Annotated in this window: 18 protein-coding genes and 1 riboswitch; of the genes, 16 read left to right on the top strand and 2 right to left on the bottom strand. The window is 62.5% G+C overall.

Annotated features, from left to right (window positions below; all coding sequences use genetic code 11):
• Positions 1–5 precede the first annotated feature (5 nt).
• The 6 genes from cobW to cobJ all read left to right on the top strand — a co-directional run bounded on the left by cobW (position 6) and on the right by cobJ (position 7,786).
• A complete protein-coding gene (gene cobW / locus ABJP42_RS00365; protein ID WP_348337890.1) occupies positions 6–1,085 on the top strand; it encodes a cobalamin biosynthesis protein CobW in 1,080 nt (359 codons plus the stop codon).
• Between the two features lie 160 nt (positions 1,086–1,245).
• Positions 1,246–4,491 (top strand): cobaltochelatase subunit CobN, encoded by a 3,246-nt coding sequence (gene cobN / locus ABJP42_RS00360; protein ID WP_348337889.1) that lies wholly within the window; start codon positions 1,246–1,248, stop codon positions 4,489–4,491.
• Positions 4,488–5,660 (top strand): precorrin-3B synthase, encoded by a 1,173-nt coding sequence (gene cobG, locus ABJP42_RS00355; protein WP_348337888.1) that lies wholly within the window; start codon positions 4,488–4,490, stop codon positions 5,658–5,660. The genes cobN and cobG overlap by 4 nt, the downstream gene beginning before the upstream one ends.
• A 1-nt stretch (position 5,661) precedes the next feature.
• Complete coding sequence (locus ABJP42_RS00350; protein WP_348337887.1) at positions 5,662–6,291, top strand: precorrin-8X methylmutase; 630 nt, start codon at positions 5,662–5,664, stop codon at positions 6,289–6,291.
• Positions 6,288–7,025 carry a precorrin-2 C(20)-methyltransferase gene (locus ABJP42_RS00345; RefSeq protein WP_348337886.1) on the top strand — a complete coding sequence of 246 codons (738 nt, stop codon included), beginning with the start codon at positions 6,288–6,290 and terminating at the stop codon, positions 7,023–7,025. The genes ABJP42_RS00350 and ABJP42_RS00345 overlap by 4 nt, the downstream gene beginning before the upstream one ends.
• Complete coding sequence (cobJ, locus tag ABJP42_RS00340; RefSeq protein ID WP_348337885.1) at positions 7,022–7,786, top strand: precorrin-3B C(17)-methyltransferase; 765 nt, start codon at positions 7,022–7,024, stop codon at positions 7,784–7,786. Before ABJP42_RS00345 ends, cobJ begins: the two co-directional genes overlap by 4 nt.
• Here cobJ and ABJP42_RS00335 read toward each other — a convergent pair.
• Positions 7,765–8,523 (bottom strand): cobalt-precorrin-6A reductase, encoded by a 759-nt coding sequence (locus ABJP42_RS00335; RefSeq protein WP_348337884.1) that lies wholly within the window; start codon positions 8,521–8,523, stop codon positions 7,765–7,767. The two genes, cobJ and ABJP42_RS00335, sit on opposite strands and share 22 nt — an antisense overlap.
• On the opposite strand from ABJP42_RS00335, the gene cbiE reads away from it, so the two are divergent.
• From cbiE to cobF, 10 genes are all read left to right on the top strand, one after another.
• A complete protein-coding gene (gene cbiE, locus ABJP42_RS00330; protein WP_348337883.1) occupies positions 8,522–9,730 on the top strand; it encodes a precorrin-6y C5,15-methyltransferase (decarboxylating) subunit CbiE in 1,209 nt (402 codons plus the stop codon). The genes ABJP42_RS00335 and cbiE overlap by 2 nt on opposite strands.
• A complete protein-coding gene (locus tag ABJP42_RS00325) occupies positions 9,727–10,107 on the top strand; it encodes a cobalamin biosynthesis protein (RefSeq protein ID WP_348337882.1) in 381 nt (126 codons plus the stop codon). Before cbiE ends, ABJP42_RS00325 begins: the two co-directional genes overlap by 4 nt.
• Positions 10,104–10,898, top strand: coding sequence for a precorrin-4 C(11)-methyltransferase (gene cobM / locus ABJP42_RS00320; protein ID WP_348337881.1), 795 nt, complete (start codon positions 10,104–10,106; stop codon positions 10,896–10,898). The genes ABJP42_RS00325 and cobM overlap by 4 nt, the downstream gene beginning before the upstream one ends.
• Positions 10,899–11,018: 120 nt before the next feature.
• Positions 11,019–12,335, top strand: coding sequence for a cobyrinic acid a,c-diamide synthase CobB (locus ABJP42_RS00315; RefSeq protein WP_348337880.1), 1,317 nt, complete (start codon positions 11,019–11,021; stop codon positions 12,333–12,335).
• On the top strand, positions 12,332–13,069 hold the full coding sequence (gene cobA, locus ABJP42_RS00310; protein WP_348337879.1) for a uroporphyrinogen-III C-methyltransferase: 738 nt from the start codon (positions 12,332–12,334) through the stop codon (positions 13,067–13,069). Before ABJP42_RS00315 ends, cobA begins: the two co-directional genes overlap by 4 nt.
• A gap of 3 nt (positions 13,070–13,072) precedes the next feature.
• Positions 13,073–13,426, top strand: a complete 354-nt coding sequence (locus tag ABJP42_RS00305) for a DUF1636 family protein (RefSeq protein WP_348337878.1) — start codon at positions 13,073–13,075, stop codon at positions 13,424–13,426.
• A gap of 66 nt (positions 13,427–13,492) precedes the next feature.
• A riboswitch (cobalamin riboswitch) is annotated at positions 13,493–13,714 on the top strand.
• A 34-nt stretch (positions 13,715–13,748) separates the two neighbouring features.
• Positions 13,749–13,919, top strand: a complete 171-nt coding sequence (locus ABJP42_RS00300) for a CbtB domain-containing protein (RefSeq protein ID WP_348337877.1) — start codon at positions 13,749–13,751, stop codon at positions 13,917–13,919.
• Positions 13,920–13,923: 4 nt separating this feature from the next.
• Positions 13,924–14,616, top strand: a complete 693-nt coding sequence (locus ABJP42_RS00295; protein ID WP_348337876.1) for a CbtA family protein — start codon at positions 13,924–13,926, stop codon at positions 14,614–14,616.
• A gap of 62 nt (positions 14,617–14,678) precedes the next feature.
• On the top strand, positions 14,679–15,179 hold the full coding sequence (locus ABJP42_RS00290) for a hypothetical protein (protein ID WP_348337875.1): 501 nt from the start codon (positions 14,679–14,681) through the stop codon (positions 15,177–15,179).
• A 188-nt stretch (positions 15,180–15,367) separates the two neighbouring features.
• On the top strand, positions 15,368–16,147 hold the full coding sequence (gene cobF / locus ABJP42_RS00285) for a precorrin-6A synthase (deacetylating) (RefSeq protein ID WP_348337874.1): 780 nt from the start codon (positions 15,368–15,370) through the stop codon (positions 16,145–16,147).
• Here the strand turns inward: cobF and ABJP42_RS00280 are convergent.
• On the bottom strand, positions 16,148–16,513 hold a 366-nt coding region (locus ABJP42_RS00280; RefSeq protein WP_348337873.1), incomplete at its 5' end, for an EamA family transporter.

Genomic DNA, 16,513 nt, shown 5'->3' with positions numbered 1-16,513 from the left:
CTCCCATGAGCAACCTCAACAAAATCCCCGTCACCGTCATCACCGGCTTTCTCGGCGCGGGAAAGACCACCCTGATCCGTCACCTGATGCAGAACCCGCAGGGCAAACGTCTGGCGGTTGTGGTGAACGAGTTTGGTACCGCCGGCGTCGATGGTGAAATCCTAAAATCCTGCGCAGATGAGAATTGCCCGGCCGAAAACATCATGGAGCTGGCCAATGGCTGTATCTGCTGCACCGTGGCCGATGATTTTATCCCCACAATCGAACAGCTGATGGATCTGCCGGAGAAACCCGATCACATCGTGATCGAAACCTCCGGTCTGGCCCTGCCCAAACCGCTCTTGAAGGCCTTTGACTGGCCCGCGATCCGCTCGCGGATCACCGTCGACGGCGTGGTTGCTCTCGCCGATGCCGAGGCGGTTGCAAAGGGACAATTCGCCACCGATCTGGGCGCGGTGCAGGCCCAGCGCGAGGCCGATGAGGGCATCGACCATGAAACGCCGCTTTCGGAGCTGTTCAAGGATCAGATCTCCTGCGCCGATATCATCTTGATGTCCAAGGCCGATCTGGCTGGAGAAGACGGCCTGAACAAGGCCCGCGACATGATTGCCGCCGAAGCCCCGCGCAAGCTGCCGATCCTGCCGATGTCTGAGGGTGTGATTGACCCCCGCGTCATCCTCGGCCTGGAGGCCGCCGCCGAAGACGACCTGGCGGCACGCCCATCGCAGCATGAACACCATCATCACCACGATGATCATGACGACGATCATCAACACGACCATCACCACGATCACAGCCATGACGATTTTGACACCATCGTGGTCGAATTGGGCGAAGTCTCTGACCCGGAAGCGCTGCAAAATGCCATCGTGAAACTTGCCCGAGATCGTAATATCCTGCGGGTCAAAGGCTATGTCGCGGTGGAGGGAAAACCGATGCGCATGTTGGTTCAGGCCGTGGGCGAGCGCCTGCGGGCACAATATGACCAACCCTGGGGGGACGCGCCGCGCCGCACCCAGCTGGTGGTCATTGCCGAGCACGACAATATCGACGCCGCCGCCATCCGTGCGAATCTGGGGGTCTGATACCTATGCCCGCTCTCCCGACAGGCTCAGCTTCGATGCGGAAAGGATCGCGCCCGTCCCCGGGTGGGCGCAATCGCGCCCGCCTTAGGGGCGGGTCGGGCGCAATCCGGGGCATCCGCCCCGGCCCCCTGAATACTTTTGCTGCGCGAGGCAGATCCTGATGCACGTCGTTTTTCGCGAAAGCCACGGGTTGGATCAAACCGACACACCACAGGATCTGGGGCAGGCGCCTGCAGACCTGGTGGTGCTGTCCTTTTCTGACAGTGACCTTGGTGCTTTTGCGGCCGGCTGGCATCGCGCCAAAGGCAACCTGCCCAGCCTCCGGCTGGCCAATTTGGTTGCGCTGAAACATCCCCTATCGGTCGATACCTACGTGGAACAGACCCTGGAGGGGGGCAAAGGCATTCTGGTGCGCCTCATCGGTGGCGAAAGCTATTGGCCCTATGGGCTCGCCACCTTGCAAGATCTGGCCAGGCGCAACGGGATTGCCCTTGCCCTCTTGCCCGCAGATGGCCGCGAAGATCCCCGCCTGGATGAACTCTCAACCCTGCCCGTTTCCACATTACGACGTCTGCAGGCGCTTTGTGATGCCGGCGGTGCGGTGGCAGCCCAGGCCGCGCTGGCACAGCTCTCTCTGGCTGCCGGGCTCTATGCCGGGCCGGTGACGGGCCTCAAAACCACCCCCGCGCATGGGTTTTACGATCCCGACAAGGGCGTAGTTTCAGAACCTGCGCAGGGCGACCAGCCGCTGGTCCTGGTGAGCTTTTATCGCTCTTACCTCACCTCTGCCGATACCGCCCCGGTGGATGCGCTGATCGCAGAGCTGCGGGCGCGCGGCTATCGCGCCTATGGCGCCTTTGCTGCCAGTCTGAAATCTCCCGCGACCGCCGCCTGGCTGCGCAAAACCTTGCCGGACCTGGCCCCAGCTGCTGTGGTCAATGCCACAGCCTTTTCCGCCCAAGGATCAGATGGCAGCGCCTCGCCGCTGAATACCACAGGCTGCCCGGTGTTCCAGGTGGCGCTCTCTACTGCCCGCAAAAAAGACTGGGCCGAGGCCGCGCGCGGGTTGTCCCCCGCAGATCTGGCCATGCATGTGGTCCTGCCCGAGGTCGACGGACGTATCCTCGCCGGTGTGGTCAGCTTCAAATCTCCGGGCAAGCAAGACCCGGACCTGCAATACTCCCGCTTTGCTCACCGCCCGGTGCCGGATCGCATAAGGGCTGTCATTGACCGGGTCGAAGGCTGGTTGCGCCTGGCCTCCTTGAAAAACACGGAAAAACGCCCCTCTCTGATCCTGTCCACCTATCCGGGCAAAGCCCATAACCTGGCCCATGCCGTGGGGCTGGATGCGCTTGCTTCTTGCAGCGAGATCCTTTCAGAGCTTGCCGTCCGGGGTTACGACATCACGCCTCAAAACGATCTGGGCAGGCGCCTCTCAACCGAGACACTCGCCTTCCCGCTCGCGGATTACCTCGCGGCGCTTGCCTCCCTTCCCGAAGCCCTGCGCGCGCCCCTAGGCGAAGCCTGGGGAGCGCCAGAGGAAGACCCGGATTTTCACGACGGGGCATTTCACTTCCAAGCCCTGAAAGCAGGCAAGGCGCTCATTGCGCTGCAACCAGAACGCGGCGAGGTTCAGTCTCGTGTCGAGGACTACCATGACCTCGATCGCCCCCCCCGCCATGCCTATGTCGCCTTTTATCTCTGGCTGCGCAGCCAGAGCGATGCCCTGGTGCATATCGGCGCCCATGGGACGCTAGAATGGCTGCCAGGCAAGGCCGTCGCCCTCTCTGCCGAGTGCTGGCCCGAAGCCCTGACGGGCGCTCTGCCAGTGGCCTATCCCTTTATTGTCAACGACCCCGGCGAGGCCGCCCAGGCCAAACGCCGCATCGGCGCCGTGACCCTGGGCCATCTGCCCCCGCCCCTGGCCCAGACCACCCTGCCCGAGGGCATGGCCCGGTTAGAGAGCCTGCTCGACGAGTATTCCACAGCGGATGGCCTGGACCCGGCTCGCCGTGACCGGTTGCTGGAGGATATCCGCGCCGAGGCACAGGGCACCGGGGTTGAGGCCGATCTCGGGTTGACGCCCGACAGTTCACCCGCCGAGGCCATTACCCGCATTGATGCCTTCGTCTGCGACATCAAGGAAAGCCAATACGGCGAGGGTCTGCATATCTTTGGCTCCGGCGATTGCGGCACTGAAGAACGCGCAGGGCTCATGACCACCCTTGACGGCAGACTGGTCCACCCAGGCCCTTCTGGCTCGCCTTTTCGCGGTCGGTCAGATGTACTGCCCACCGGGCGCAACCTCTTTACCACCGACCCACGCGCGGTACCCTCGCGGGCGGCGCAGGCGCAGGGGGTCAAGCTGGCGGAAGAGCTGCTGCGCCGCCACCTTCAGGACCACGGCGACTGGCCACAGGGGCTGGTGATTGATCTCTGGGGCTCTGCCACCATGCGCACTGCAGGCGAGGAATTTGCCATGGCGCTGCACCTGGCCGGCCTCGCCCCGCAATGGGACAAGGACTCCGAGCGGGTCTCGGGCTTCGAAGTGCTGCCTCTGTCAATGCTGGGGCGCCCGCGCATTGATGTCACCCTCCGGGTCTCCGGCCTGTTCCGCGATGTCTTCCCCGGCCTCGCGCAGATGTTTGAAGCCGCCGCCACAGCGCTTGGCGCCCGTGACGAGCAGAAATCCGACAATCCTTATTTGGACCAAACCCCACGTGTCTTTGGCCCCAAACCTGGCCAATACGGCCTCTCCATGGGGCCTCATATCGAAACCTATAGCGATGATGCCCGCGCCGCAGCGGGCGAAGCCTGGCTGGTGGCCTCCTCCCATGCTATTGACGCAAAAGGGGAGATTTCCGAGGCCCGCGAGGCTCTGGAAGACCGACTCAAAGGCGCCGACAGTTTTGTACATCTGCAGGATCTGCCAGAGACCGATGTCTTGATCGCCTCCGACTACGCCGCCCACGAGGCCGGATTTGCCGCAGCCATGGCCCGCATCGGTGCGCCCACGCCTGTGCTCTACCATCTGGATGCAACCCGGCCCGACCGCCCGCAGGCGCGCTCCTTGGGCGAAGAAATCGCCCGCGTCACCCGCGCCCGTGCCATCAACCCGGATTGGGCCACATCAATGATGGCGCACGGCTTTCGCGGCGGTGCCGAGATTGCCGCAACCCTGGACCATATGGCCGCCTTTGCTCATCTGGCTCAGGTGGTCCCGGCGCATCTGTTTGACCTCTATTTTGAAGCCACTTTGGGGCGCGAAGATCTTGTAGAGTTTCTTGAGCAGGAAAATCCCGGTGCTCTGCAGGCGATGCACGATCGTTTCCGCGCCCTGGCCGAGGCGGGCCTTTGGGCCAGTCGACGCAATTCCATCATTGCCGTGCTAGAGGGGGTCGCATGACTGGCAAAAACCCCCCTTCTGAGCCAAAGGTCTACGGCTGGTGCCCCGGGGCGCTGCGTCCGATGATGTCCGGCGACGGGCTGGTGGTACGCATCCGCGTCCCTTTGGGTAGGTTGAGCCAGTCCCAAGCCCAGGCAGTCGCCGCCTTGTCACTACGCTATGGAAATGGGTTGATAGATCTCTCGGCGCGGGCAAACCTGCAGCTGCGCGGCATTTCTCCTCGGAACCACCCAGCCTTGTTGAAAGCGCTTGAGGCACTTGGCCTGCTAGATCAGGACCAAGCCGCAGAAACCCGGCGCAATATACTTCTGGCACCCTTCTGGCAGGAGGGTGATGACAGCCATACTGTCGCGCTTGAACTCGATGCAGCCCTGCGCCGCGAGGAGAATCTGGTACTGCCCGGAAAGTTCGGCTTTGTGGTTGATTGTGGCGAGGCCCCACTGTTGCAAGACTGTCCTGCCGATATCCGCATTGAATGCAGCGGGTCTCAGCTGTTGCTGATCGCAGATGGCGCCCAGGCTGGACAACCTATCACCATTGAGACTGCAGCCGAAGAAGCCTTGGCATTGGCCCGATGGTTCCTCGACCAGGGCGGCGCGCCAGAGGGGCGTGGCAGGATGCAAAACCTGATTGCGCGCCGCGCTCCACCCGCCGCGCATTCCTCTGCTCGTAGCACCCCTGCCCCCCAACCAACCCCGGGCAGAACAGCCACTGGTCAGCTGGTTGGCCTGGAATTTGGCCAAATTGACGCCAACACCCTGGCGCAACTGGCCGACTATGGCCCGCTGCGCCTGACCCCATGGCGCATGGTGCTGGTTGAAGCCACAGCAGAGGTCCCCGCCCTGCCCGGGTTGATCCTGGACGCGAGGGATCCGCGCCTGCAGGTGAGTGCCTGCACCGGAGCGCCGGGTTGCCTGCAGGCGCTCTCGCCAACCCGCGATCTGGCGCGTGATCTTGCCCCCTTTGTGCCCGCCGGACAGCATCTGCATGTCTCGGGCTGTGCCAAGGGCTGCGCCCATCCCAGTCCCGCATCGCTGGTTCTGACCGCTACAGATACTGACAGATTCAACCTGATCCACCATGGCAAGGCCGGCGATCAGCCGGTAAGAGAAACCCTAAGTGCCAGCGCCCTGCGCGCCGCGCCAGAAATTCTGACAGAGGGCAGCTGATATGCTCCACACCTATGAAACCAATGGCGCTGCGATCTACGCTGAAAGCTTTGCCACCATCCGCGCCGAGGCAAATCTCGCCCGGTTCAGCAAGGATGAGGAAAGCGTCGCCGTGCGCATGATCCATGCCGCTGGCATGGTCGGCCTCGAAGAACATATCCGTTTCTCGCCTGATATGGCCAAAATCGCCCGCGCCGCCCTGGCCCAAGGCGCGCCCATTCTCTGCGATGCCTATATGGTCTCCGAAGGCATCACCCGGCCGCGCCTGGCCGCAGGAAACGAAGTGATCTGTACCCTGCGCGACCCCAAGGTGCCTGACATGGCAAAAGAGATGGGCAATACCCGCTCCGCCGCCGCCCTGGAGCTTTGGCGCCCCAAGCTGAACGGCGCCGTGGTGGCCATCGGCAATGCCCCCACTGCCTTGTTCCATCTGCTCAATATGCTCAAGGACCCGGCCTGCCCCCGCCCTGCTGCCATCATCGGTTGCCCGGTGGGCTTTGTTGGCGCCATGGAATCTAAAGAGGCCTTGATGCAGGATCTGCCAGTGCCCTCGATGATCGTAAAGGGGCGCCTTGGCGGCTCTGCCATCACTGTGGCGGCGGTCAATGCGCTTGCCTCCTGGAAAGAATGACCATGAGTGCAACACCTCCGGGAAAAGTCATCTGCGCAGGCCTTGGGCCGGGTGATCCTGAATTGATGAGCGTCAAGTCCTGGCGTGCCATCCAGGACGCGCGCCATGTGGCCTATTTCCGCAAGGAAGGCCGAAAAGGCCAGGCCCGGACGCTGGTGGATGGGATGCTGCCCGAGGGTGTTACAGAGCATGCAATGGAATATCCGGTCACCACGGAAATCCCGTTTGCAGACCCGGAATACAACCGCATCCTTGCCGAATTTTATGACCGCTGGGCCGCAACTCTGGCCGAAATCGCCAAGACAGAAGATGTGGTGGTGCTTTGCGAAGGCGACCCTTTCTTTTATGGGTCTTACATGCATCTCTACACACGGCTGCAGGGGCGGGCCAAGCAGGAAATCATTCCCGGCATCACCGGCATGTCTGGCTGCTGGACTGCCTCTGGCGCGCCAATCACCTGGGGCGATGATGTGCTCACCGTGGCCATGGCCACCCTCAGCGAGGACGAGTTGACCCGGCGGATTAGCGAAACCGATGCGCTGGTGGTGATGAAAATCGGCCGTAACCTGCCCAAACTGCGCCGTGCCCTGGAGCGCGCCGACAAACTGCAAGAGGCCTGGTTGGTAGAGCGCGGCACTATGCCAAGCCAGACTGTGCAGAAATTGACAGAGATCGAGGGCGAAGTCCCCTATTTCTCGATTGTTCTGGTGCATGGACAGGGACGCAGGCCATGACAAATCTCCCCCCAGCTGGCTGGGTCAAAATCCTCGGCCTTGGCCCCGGCGACGAGACCATGGTCACCGCGCAGGTCCAGGAGGTCCTTGGCGCGGCCACCGATGTGGTTGGCTATATCCCCTATGTGAAACGTATCGCCGAACGCCCCGGCCTGACCCTGCATGCCAGTGACAACCGGGTCGAGGTGGAACGCGCCACCCATGCGCTGGAAATGGCAGCGGCAGGCAAACGTGTGGCTGTGGTCTCTTCTGGTGATCCTGGCGTCTTTGCCATGGCCTCGGCGGTTTTTGAAGCCTTGGAACTGGCTGAAAACCCCGACTGGCTGAACCTGGATATTCAGGTGCTGCCGGGCATCACTGCGATGCTCGCCGCCGCGGCACGGATTGGCGCGCCGTTGGGACATGACTTTGCCGCCATCAACCTCAGTGACAATCTGAAACCCTGGAGCCTGATTGAAAAACGTCTGCGACTTGCAGGGCAAGCGGGATTTGCCATGGGGTTTTACAATCCGCGTTCAAAATCGCGCCCGCATCAATTTGCCCGCGCCCTGGAGATCCTGCGCGAGGCCTGCGGCGGCGAGACGCTGATCTCCTTTGCCCGCGATGTCTCCAAGCCCGGAGAGCAGATCACCACCGTTTCCCTGAACGAAGCAACCCCCGAGATGGCGGATATGCGCACCGTTGTTATTGTTGGCAACAAGGACACCCGCCGCATCGGACCCCATGTCTATACCCCGCGCTACGCGCGCGAAGAGGGCTGAGCAGGGGTATGAAACAGCCAGCCCATCACCTCTGCCAGATCGCCATAGGTCGTGCGGGGTGGCACCCGTGGCCTGTCGATCATCACCACCGGCAAGCCAAGGCTGCGCGCTGCTGCAAGCTTGGCCGAGGCGCCGCGTCCGCCGGCGTTCTTGGAGACAACATGGGTGATGCCATAGTGTTGCATCAGGGCGAGGTCTCCGGCCTCGTCAAAGGGGCCACGGGCAATTTCAACGCTGCAGTCCGGCAGCGGCAAATCCGCTTCGGGCGCGTCAACCAGACGCAACAGGTAATGATGCTGAGGCTTGGCGGCAAAGGCTGCGAGGTTTTGTTTGCCAATCGCCAGAAACACCCGGGCGGGCGCATCCGGCAGGGCCGCAACAGCCGCTTCGATATTGGCAACTTGCAACCAAGCATCCTCAGGACCTGCCTGCCAGGGCGGGCGTTCGAAGGCACAAAGCGGCACCCCCGCCTGGGCACAGGCCTCAACCACGTTGCGGCTCATTTGCGCGGCAAAGGGATGGGTGGCATCGACCACATGGCTGATGCCGTCCTCTGCGAGATATTCCACCAGACCGGCAGTGCCACCAAAACCACCCACCCGCACCGGCAGCGGCTGCTGCACCGGTTGCGCCGTGCGCCCGGCATAGGAAAACACCGCGTCGATTTCCGCTTCTGCCAGGACCCTGGCCAGTTTAGAGGCTTCGGTGGTGCCGCCCAAAACAAGGATTCGCGTCATGTCTGATCCTACGCACACAGCTCTGGAAGCCCCCTGGCTCACGGTGATTGGTCTGGGAGAGGATGGACTGGCTGGCCTCTCGGATGCAAGTCGCAAGGCGTTGGAGCAGGCTGAAAAGATCTTTGGTGGACCACGCCATATCGAACTGGTGCAGGCTGGCGCGAAGGGAACTCCCTGGCCCGTGCCCTTCTCCACCAAGCCGGTGCTGGAGATGCGCGGGCGTCCTGTTGTGGTGCTGGCCTCGGGTGACCCCTTCTGGCATGGGGCCGGCGGCTCGCTAATGCGGGACCTCGTGGCAGATGAATGGATTTCTCACCCTGCGCCCTCCTGTTTTTCCCTGGCCGCCAATCGGTTGGGCTGGAAACTGGAAGAGACGCTCTGCCTCGGGCTACATGCCGCGCCCTATGAACACCTGCTGCCGCTACTGGGCCGGGACACCCGGCTGATTTGCACCCTGCGCGATGGTGCGGCGCCTGCAGAACTGGCCAGCTGGCTGGTTGAGATGGGCCAGCCCGATGCAAGGCTGCATGTCATGGAGCGGCTGGGCGGTGCCAAGGAACGCTTGTATTCGTCCATTGCTGAAGACTGGGATATGCCGCCAGGGGGGGCTCCGGTCCTCGTCGCCATCGAGGCCACTCGGCCCGGGCTGCCGCAGGCCTCGGGGCTGGCGGATGCGCATTTCGCCAGCGATGGCCAGATCACCAAACGCCCCATTCGCGCCCTGACACTATCGGCCCTGGCGCCCCGGGTTGGAGAGTTGCTCTGGGATATTGGCGGCGGCTCTGGTTCCATCTCGGTGGAGTGGTGCCTTGCGGCACCTCAGGCACGTGCCATCACCTTTGAACCGCGTGAAACCCGCCTGAAGAACATCCGCGCCAATGCTGCCCGCTTTGGCCTCGCCCATCGCATGGCAGGCGTTTTGGGCAAGGCCCCAGAGGTGCTGACGGGGTATGAGCTGCCGGACTGCGTGTTCCTTGGCGGCGGAGCCTCACAACCCTTGCTGGAGCACCTCTGGATGCTCCTGCCCGAGGGCACCCGGATCGTGGCCAATGGCGTCACCTTGGAAACCGAAACCCTGTTGATGCAGGCCCATGCGCAATATGGCGGCCACCTGCTGAAGGCCGAGATTGCCGAGGCAGGTCCATTGGGCACAATGCGCGATTGGCAGCGGGCCCGCCCGGTCATTCAGTGGAGCGTCACCCGATGAAGGTTGCAGGCTTTGGCTTTCGCTCTGCCGCAACCCTCGCGGATCTGCGTGTCGCACTGAAGCTGCTTGGCGAGGTGCGCCCCGATGCGCTGGCCAGCCTGGCAGAAAAAGCAGCGCAGCCTGCGCTCAAAGAACTGGCGCAGGAGCTGGCATTGCCGCTTATCGCGCTGATGCCCAACGACATTGCCGCAGAGCAGACCCTCACCTGTTCCCCCCGGATAAAAGCCCGATTTGGCACCGGATCTGTTGCCGAGGCCTGCGCGCTGGTGGCCGCCCGACAGGGTAGCCCCGGCGCCCGATCCCGCCTGATCGCCCCCAGAAGTGTCACCGCGGATGGCATGGCCACCGCGGCCCTTGCAGAAAGACTGGGCCCATGACCGTTCACTTTATTGGCGCCGGCCCCGGCGCTGCCGATCTCATCACCCTGCGCGGACGCGACCTGATCGCCGCCTGCCCGGTCTGTCTCTATGCGGGCTCCCTGGTGCCCGAGGCGCTGCTGCAGCACTGCCCAGACGACGCCAAGGTGATCAATACCGCCTCCCTGTCGCTGGATGACATCATGGCCCATATCCAAGAGGCCTATGCAGCAGGTCAAGACATCGCCCGACTGCATTCCGGCGATCTATCTGTGTGGTCCGCCCTTGGCGAACAGCTACGCCGGTTGCGCACCTTGGATATTCCCTATGACATCACCCCCGGCGTACCGGCCTTTGCCGCCGCCGCAGCAGCGCTTGGCGCGGAGCTCACCCTGCCCGGCGTGGCGCAGTCGCTGGTGCTGACCCGCACCTCCGGCAAGGCCTCGGCCATGCCCGAAGGCGAGACACTGGAGAATTTCGCCCGCACTGGCGCGACGCTGGCCATTCACCTCTCAGTGCATGTGCTGGAGGACGTGATTGCACGGTTGACGCCCTCTTATGGCGCTGACTGTCCCGTGGCGGTGGTCTGGCGCGCCACCTGGCCGGATCAAAAGGTGGTCAAGGCCACGCTTGGAACCTTGGAGGAGGCCACGGGCGGTATGCGCGGCCGCACCGCGCTGATCCTGGTGGGTCCGGCGCTCGGCAATGAGGACTTTGACGAAAGCTGCCTTTACGCGCAGGATTATGACCGCCGCTATCGACCACAAAGCGCCGACAGCCAATGGGCCAATTGGAGCGAAGGCGATGATTGAAAACACGCAACAGCAGGGCGGCGCCCGACCCGGGGTGGGCGTGAAGCGCCCGCCCATGGGGGCGGGTCGGGCGCTGCCTGTGCCGCAAGCAGCACCGGCTGAACCTGAAAGGGCTGACACATGAGCACATTTCCAAAGGGTCTGATGATCTCTGCCCCGGCCTCTGGCACCGGCAAGACCACCGTCATGCTGGGATTGTTGCGGGCGCTGGCCGAAGACGGTCTGGTGGTGCAGCCCTATAAAAGCGGCCCCGATTACATCGACCCGGCCTTTCACCTTGCTGCGGCCAAACGCCCTAGCTTCAACCTCGACACCTGGGCCATGGATTCGGGGCTGCTGGATGCGGTGGCCGGACAGGCCGCAGGCGCCGAGATTTGCATCGGTGAAGGCTCGATGGGGCTGTTTGACGGCGTCGCAACCCGTGGGCAGTCCGGATTTGGCTCCTCTGCCGAAACCGCCAAACGCATGGGCTGGCCGGTGGTGCTGGTGATCGATGTGGGCGGTCAGGCGCAGAGCGCTGCCGCCACCGCGCTGGGGTTCAAATCTTATGACCCCGAGGTGCCCTTTGCCGGGGTGATCCTCAACCGGGTGGCCAGCCCGCGCCACGAACGCCTGACCCGTCTGGGCATGGAGCGCGCTGGCGTCAAAGTGCTGGGCTCCCTGCCACGGCGTGGCGATCTGGCCCTGCCCGAGCGCCATCTCGGCCTGATCCAGGCGGTGGAACACCCAGACCTGGAAGCTGCCATCGCAGGCTATGCCAGCTTTCTGCGGGAACATGTGGATCTGGAGGCGATTAAGTCTGCAGCCCTGGGTGCAGCCGCCCCGTCCCCCAGCGCCCTGCCCCAGCCCCCCGCTCAGCGCATTGCTCTGGCTCGTGATGCGGCCTTTTCCTTTACCTATCCGCATCTGCTGACCGGCTGGCGCAATGCCGGGGCGGAAATCCTGCCGTTCTCACCACTGGCTGATGAAGCACCGGCAACCGATGCCGATCTGGTCTGGCTCCCCGGTGGCTATCCAGAGCTGCACGGCGGCACGCTCGCAGCTGCCACAGCCTTCCGCGCGGGCCTGCAAAACCATGCCGAGACCAAGCCAGTGCACGGCGAATGCGGTGGCTATATGGCGCTGGGAGAAGCACTGATCGACAAGGAGGGCAATCGCCACCAGATGGCTGGGCTCTTGGGGCTTGTGACCTCTTATGAGAAACGCAAATTCCACCTCGGCTATCGCCGTGCGGTTCTGCAGGCGCAGATGCCTGGTTTTGACAGCGGAGCTGCCCTGCGCGGCCACGAGTTTCACTACTCCACCATTCTGGATGAACCCGACGCGCCGCTGGCCCATGTCATGGATGCCGATGGCAATCCGGTGCCTGAAACCGGATCTATCAAAGGCCATGTCACCGGCACCTTCTTTCACCTGATCACCGGAGAGACGGCATGAGCGGCTTTGTCAGCTTTGTCTCCTCTGGCCCCGGGGACCCGGAACTGCTGACCGTGAAAGCGGTGAAACGGCTGGAGCTGGCAGATGCGGTGCTGTTTGATGATCTGTCATCAGGGCCGATCCTGACTCACGCGCGGGCAGATGCAGATTTGGTCGGCGTAGGAAAGCGCGCCGGGCGCCCTTCGCCCAAACAGGATCATGTCAGTCAATTGCTGGTAGAATATGCCCAAAATGGCCTCAAAGTGGTGCGGTTGAAATCAGGTGACTCTGGCGTCTTTGGCCGATTGGAAGAAGAAATCACTGCGCTGCGGGCAGCAGGTATCCCATTCGAGATCGTGCCCGGTGTCACGGCTGCTTCGGCGGCGGCGGCGGCCGCGAATATCCCACTGACCCGGCGACTCACGGCGCGGCGAATGCAGTTCATTACCGGCCATGACGTGACCGGCGGGTTGCCCGATAGTTTGAATCTGGCAGCACTGGCCGACCCGGACGCCACCACCGTGGTCTATATGGGCAAACGCACCTTTGCCGCCTTGGCGGAACAACTGGTCGAGGCAGGTCTGCCGCCTGAAACCCAGGCTCTGGTGGCCCTTGGGGTTTCCACCCCGGATCAGCAGCTCAGCTGCCACACGGTGGGAGCACTGCCGCAGGTGCTGCGTGAGATGCAGACCTCCGCCCCGGTGCTCATCCTCTATGGGCCATTGGCAGATGCAGACCTGCCAGCAGCTGGTTGAACAATGACCAACGCTGCCCCGCCGGTGCCAACCCTCACCCTTTGCCGGACTTGCCGCGACGCGGATCTTGGCCTGCCAGATCTGCTGGAAACGGCAGTGAAACAGGCAGGGGTTGCTGCCAGGGTACAGCAGGTGGACTGCATGTCAGGGTGCCAGCGGCCACAAACACTCGCGGTGCGCCAAAGCGGCAAGACCGCCTATCTTTTTGGCGAGATCACCGCCGGAGATCTGCCGGACATCCTCACTTTTCTACGCCTGTTTGCGCAGAGCCCTGATGGCAATATTGCAGATGCGCGTCCTCTGGGGGCGCTGCGGATGAAGGTCATCGCCCGAATCCCCGCCGACCTCGCGACCTAACCCCGGAAAAGTCGCTTCCGGATGCAGGCGAGGCGGATTCAAACTTGACCCCCTGCCCGCTTGGAGTGCACAACAAACAGATATGGTGCCCAGGAATGCAAAGCATTCGGGCTGAAACGGGAATGAGGAACGGCGGACCCAATTGCGGCGCCGAGACCTCGACCGCCCCCGCGACTGTGAGCGGCGAGCGGCTTTTCGATACCCACTGGGGGCTGGTCTGGCCGCTGGGAAGGGGAAAAGCTGCTGTGACCTGCGAGTCAGGAGACCGGCCATGTAAAGGGACGCAATTTTGCCGTCGGGTGTGACGGCTAGGAGAATGACTATGACAACAAAGACAACAACCAATACCGCCGCTGGCACGCGTTTTTTGCCTGCGCTGTTTGCCGTGGTTCTGGGCCTGGGTGTGATCACCCTGACCGGACATGTACAGGCCTCGGCGCTGCATGACGCCGCACATGACGTGCGTCACGCCACCGGTTTCCCCTGCCACTAAGCAGATGTTTAGCCGAATTTTGACCAGCGCTTTGTTCGCTGGCGCTGCAGCCGGGGTGTTGATCGCCTTGCTGCAGTTTCTTTTCGTGCAGCCTGTGCTGCTGCATGCCGAACTCTATGAGAGCGGTGAATTGGTGCATTTTGGCGGGGAAGCGGTTTCCGCGCATCCCGATCTGCCCGGATTCTTCGCCGAACCGGTCCGCGACGGGCTCAGCATCGTTTTCACCATGCTGACCTACACTGGCTATGCCCTGGTCATGGTTGCGCTGATGTCCATGGCCGAAGGCATGGGCCATGCGGTCACAGCCCGTACAGGTATCCTGTGGGGCCTGGCAGGCTTTGTCACCTTCCATCTGGCACCCGGCTTCACCCTGGCGCCCGAAGTACCTGGCGTGGCAGCGGCTGATGTTGTTTCCCGTCAGATCTGGTGGACAGCAACCGTTGCCGCTGCAGGTGTTGCCATGTGGCTCATTGCTTTTGGTGGCAACCTGGTGAGCTACGCCATTGCTGCGGCGCTGCTGCTGATCCCGCATCTGGTTGGCGCTCCGGAACCAGACAGTTTTAGCGGTCCGGTCCCCACCGAAATCGGCGCGCTGTTCGCCGCCCGCGCCTTTGGCGTTGGCCTGGCGGCCTGGACCCTGTTGGGCTGCTTTGCCGGATATTTCTGGCAGGGCGAAGCCAAACAAGCAGAAGCCTGACCCAAACACACCCCCGCCGAATTCAGACCCTCGGCGGGGGCTTTTGTCTCAAAGGATAAGATATGTCCCGTCCCCTCGCCCTCTTTGCAATTGGCCTCGTCTTTGGCGGCGGCATTGGCTTTGTCATCGCAGCTGGCAATGGCGTGACTTTTGATGGCCACGACCACGGCGACCCCAGCCACCACGGGAGCCACGGCCAGATGGCCGAGATGGCGGCGCATAGTCATGCCAAGGCGATCGACCTTCCTGCAGGCTCCGATGCGCCTGCGGTTGCCATCGAAGTGCAAAAAGACCCGATGGCTGGCTGGAACCTACATGTCAGCACCCAGAATTTCCGCTTTGCACCTGAAAATGCCTCCAACGCAGATATCGCCGGTGAGGGCCATGCCCATGTCTATATCAATGGCAGCAAACTGGCCCGTCTCTATGGCAATTGGATGCATCTGAGCGACCTGCCCAGTGGCAAGGTAGAGGTCAAGGTCTCGCTCAATGCCAATAGTCACAGTGCCTTTTCAGTCGATGGCAAACCAGTTGAAGCACAGGTGACTGTCGACAACCCTTGAACGGTTGAGGCACAGCCCCTTTCAACCAAGTCGCTCGCCTTGGCACCATTTCCCACCGACTCTGCTCTGGTATCGCCGCGGCTCTACAAAGCGGCTTGATCTGGCAAAGCCGCCCTATCCAGACTTGCTAAAACCCAAGCACAGCCCTATCGCAGGGCCGTGTTTCTTTTTCACAAAGGCCCGGTGACATGAGCGACAGCAGGATCGACCTCTCCTTGATTGGTATTGGCACTGGTAATCCGGCCCATCTGACGCTGCAGGCGGTACAGGCGCTCAATGCCTGCGATCTGATCCTGATCCCCAACAAGGGCAAGGGCAAAGACGATCTCGCCGCCCTGCGGCAGGCCATCTGCGCCGAGGTGATCACGGCTCCGGGGCCACGCATTGTCGAATTTGACTTGCCGGTACGCGATCCTGCCATCACCGATTATACCGCCCGCGTGGATCATTGGCATGACGCCATCGCCCGTGTCTGGGTTGAAACCATCCGGGCACATCTTCCCAAATGCGCAGCCCAGGTTGGATTTCTGGTCTGGGGTGATCCTTCGCTTTATGACAGCACCATGCGTATCGCTGAGCGGCTCAAGGGTGAACAGGATGTGTCGCTGAACGTCATTCCCGGCATCACTTCGATCCAGGCTCTGACCGCCGCCCATGCCATCCCACTGAACGAAATCGGCGCACCCTTTATGGTCACTACCGGGCGGCAATTGCGCGAGGCAGGCTGGCCCAATGGCGCTGACACTCTGGTGATCATGCTAGACGGTGAGTGCTCGTTTCAAGCAATTGATCCCGAGGGCGTTGATATCTGGTGGTCCGCCTATGCGGGCATGGCGAACCAGATCAGCCTGTCCGGCAGGTTAAGCGACCTTTCCGACCAGATCATCGAGACCCGCGCCCAGGCCCGCGCCGAACATGGCTGGATCATGGATATCTATCTGCTGCGGCGACGCCCGACGACAGACTGATCAGGACCGCGCCAGGTTGCGCCCCGCCAGCCAGAGCGAGGACAGCCCTGACAGCACAATGACACAGAGCCCCAAGAGCGCCAGCTCGTCCGGCCAGGTGCCAAAGACCACAACGCCCAGAACAGTGGCCGCCAGAAGCTGACTGTAGATCAGTGGCGCCACCACATTTGCAGGCGTGGTTCGGTTGACCACGGCCAACAGATAGTTGCCCGCTGCAGAGCCCAGCGCACTGATCAGAACCAGCCCCGAACCAGACAGATCAATGCTGGTCGGCATGCTGCCAAGACTAAAAGGAAGCAGAACAACTGCCCCGATGATCAGTTGTGAAATCAACAGGAACCGTGGCCGATACTGCCCTGCCAGCCA

This window comes from Pseudophaeobacter sp. (genome assembly GCF_039971195.1).
Classification (GTDB): Bacteria; Pseudomonadota; Alphaproteobacteria; order Rhodobacterales; family Rhodobacteraceae; genus Pseudophaeobacter.
This window is presented reverse-complemented; position numbering and strand designations above follow the sequence as displayed.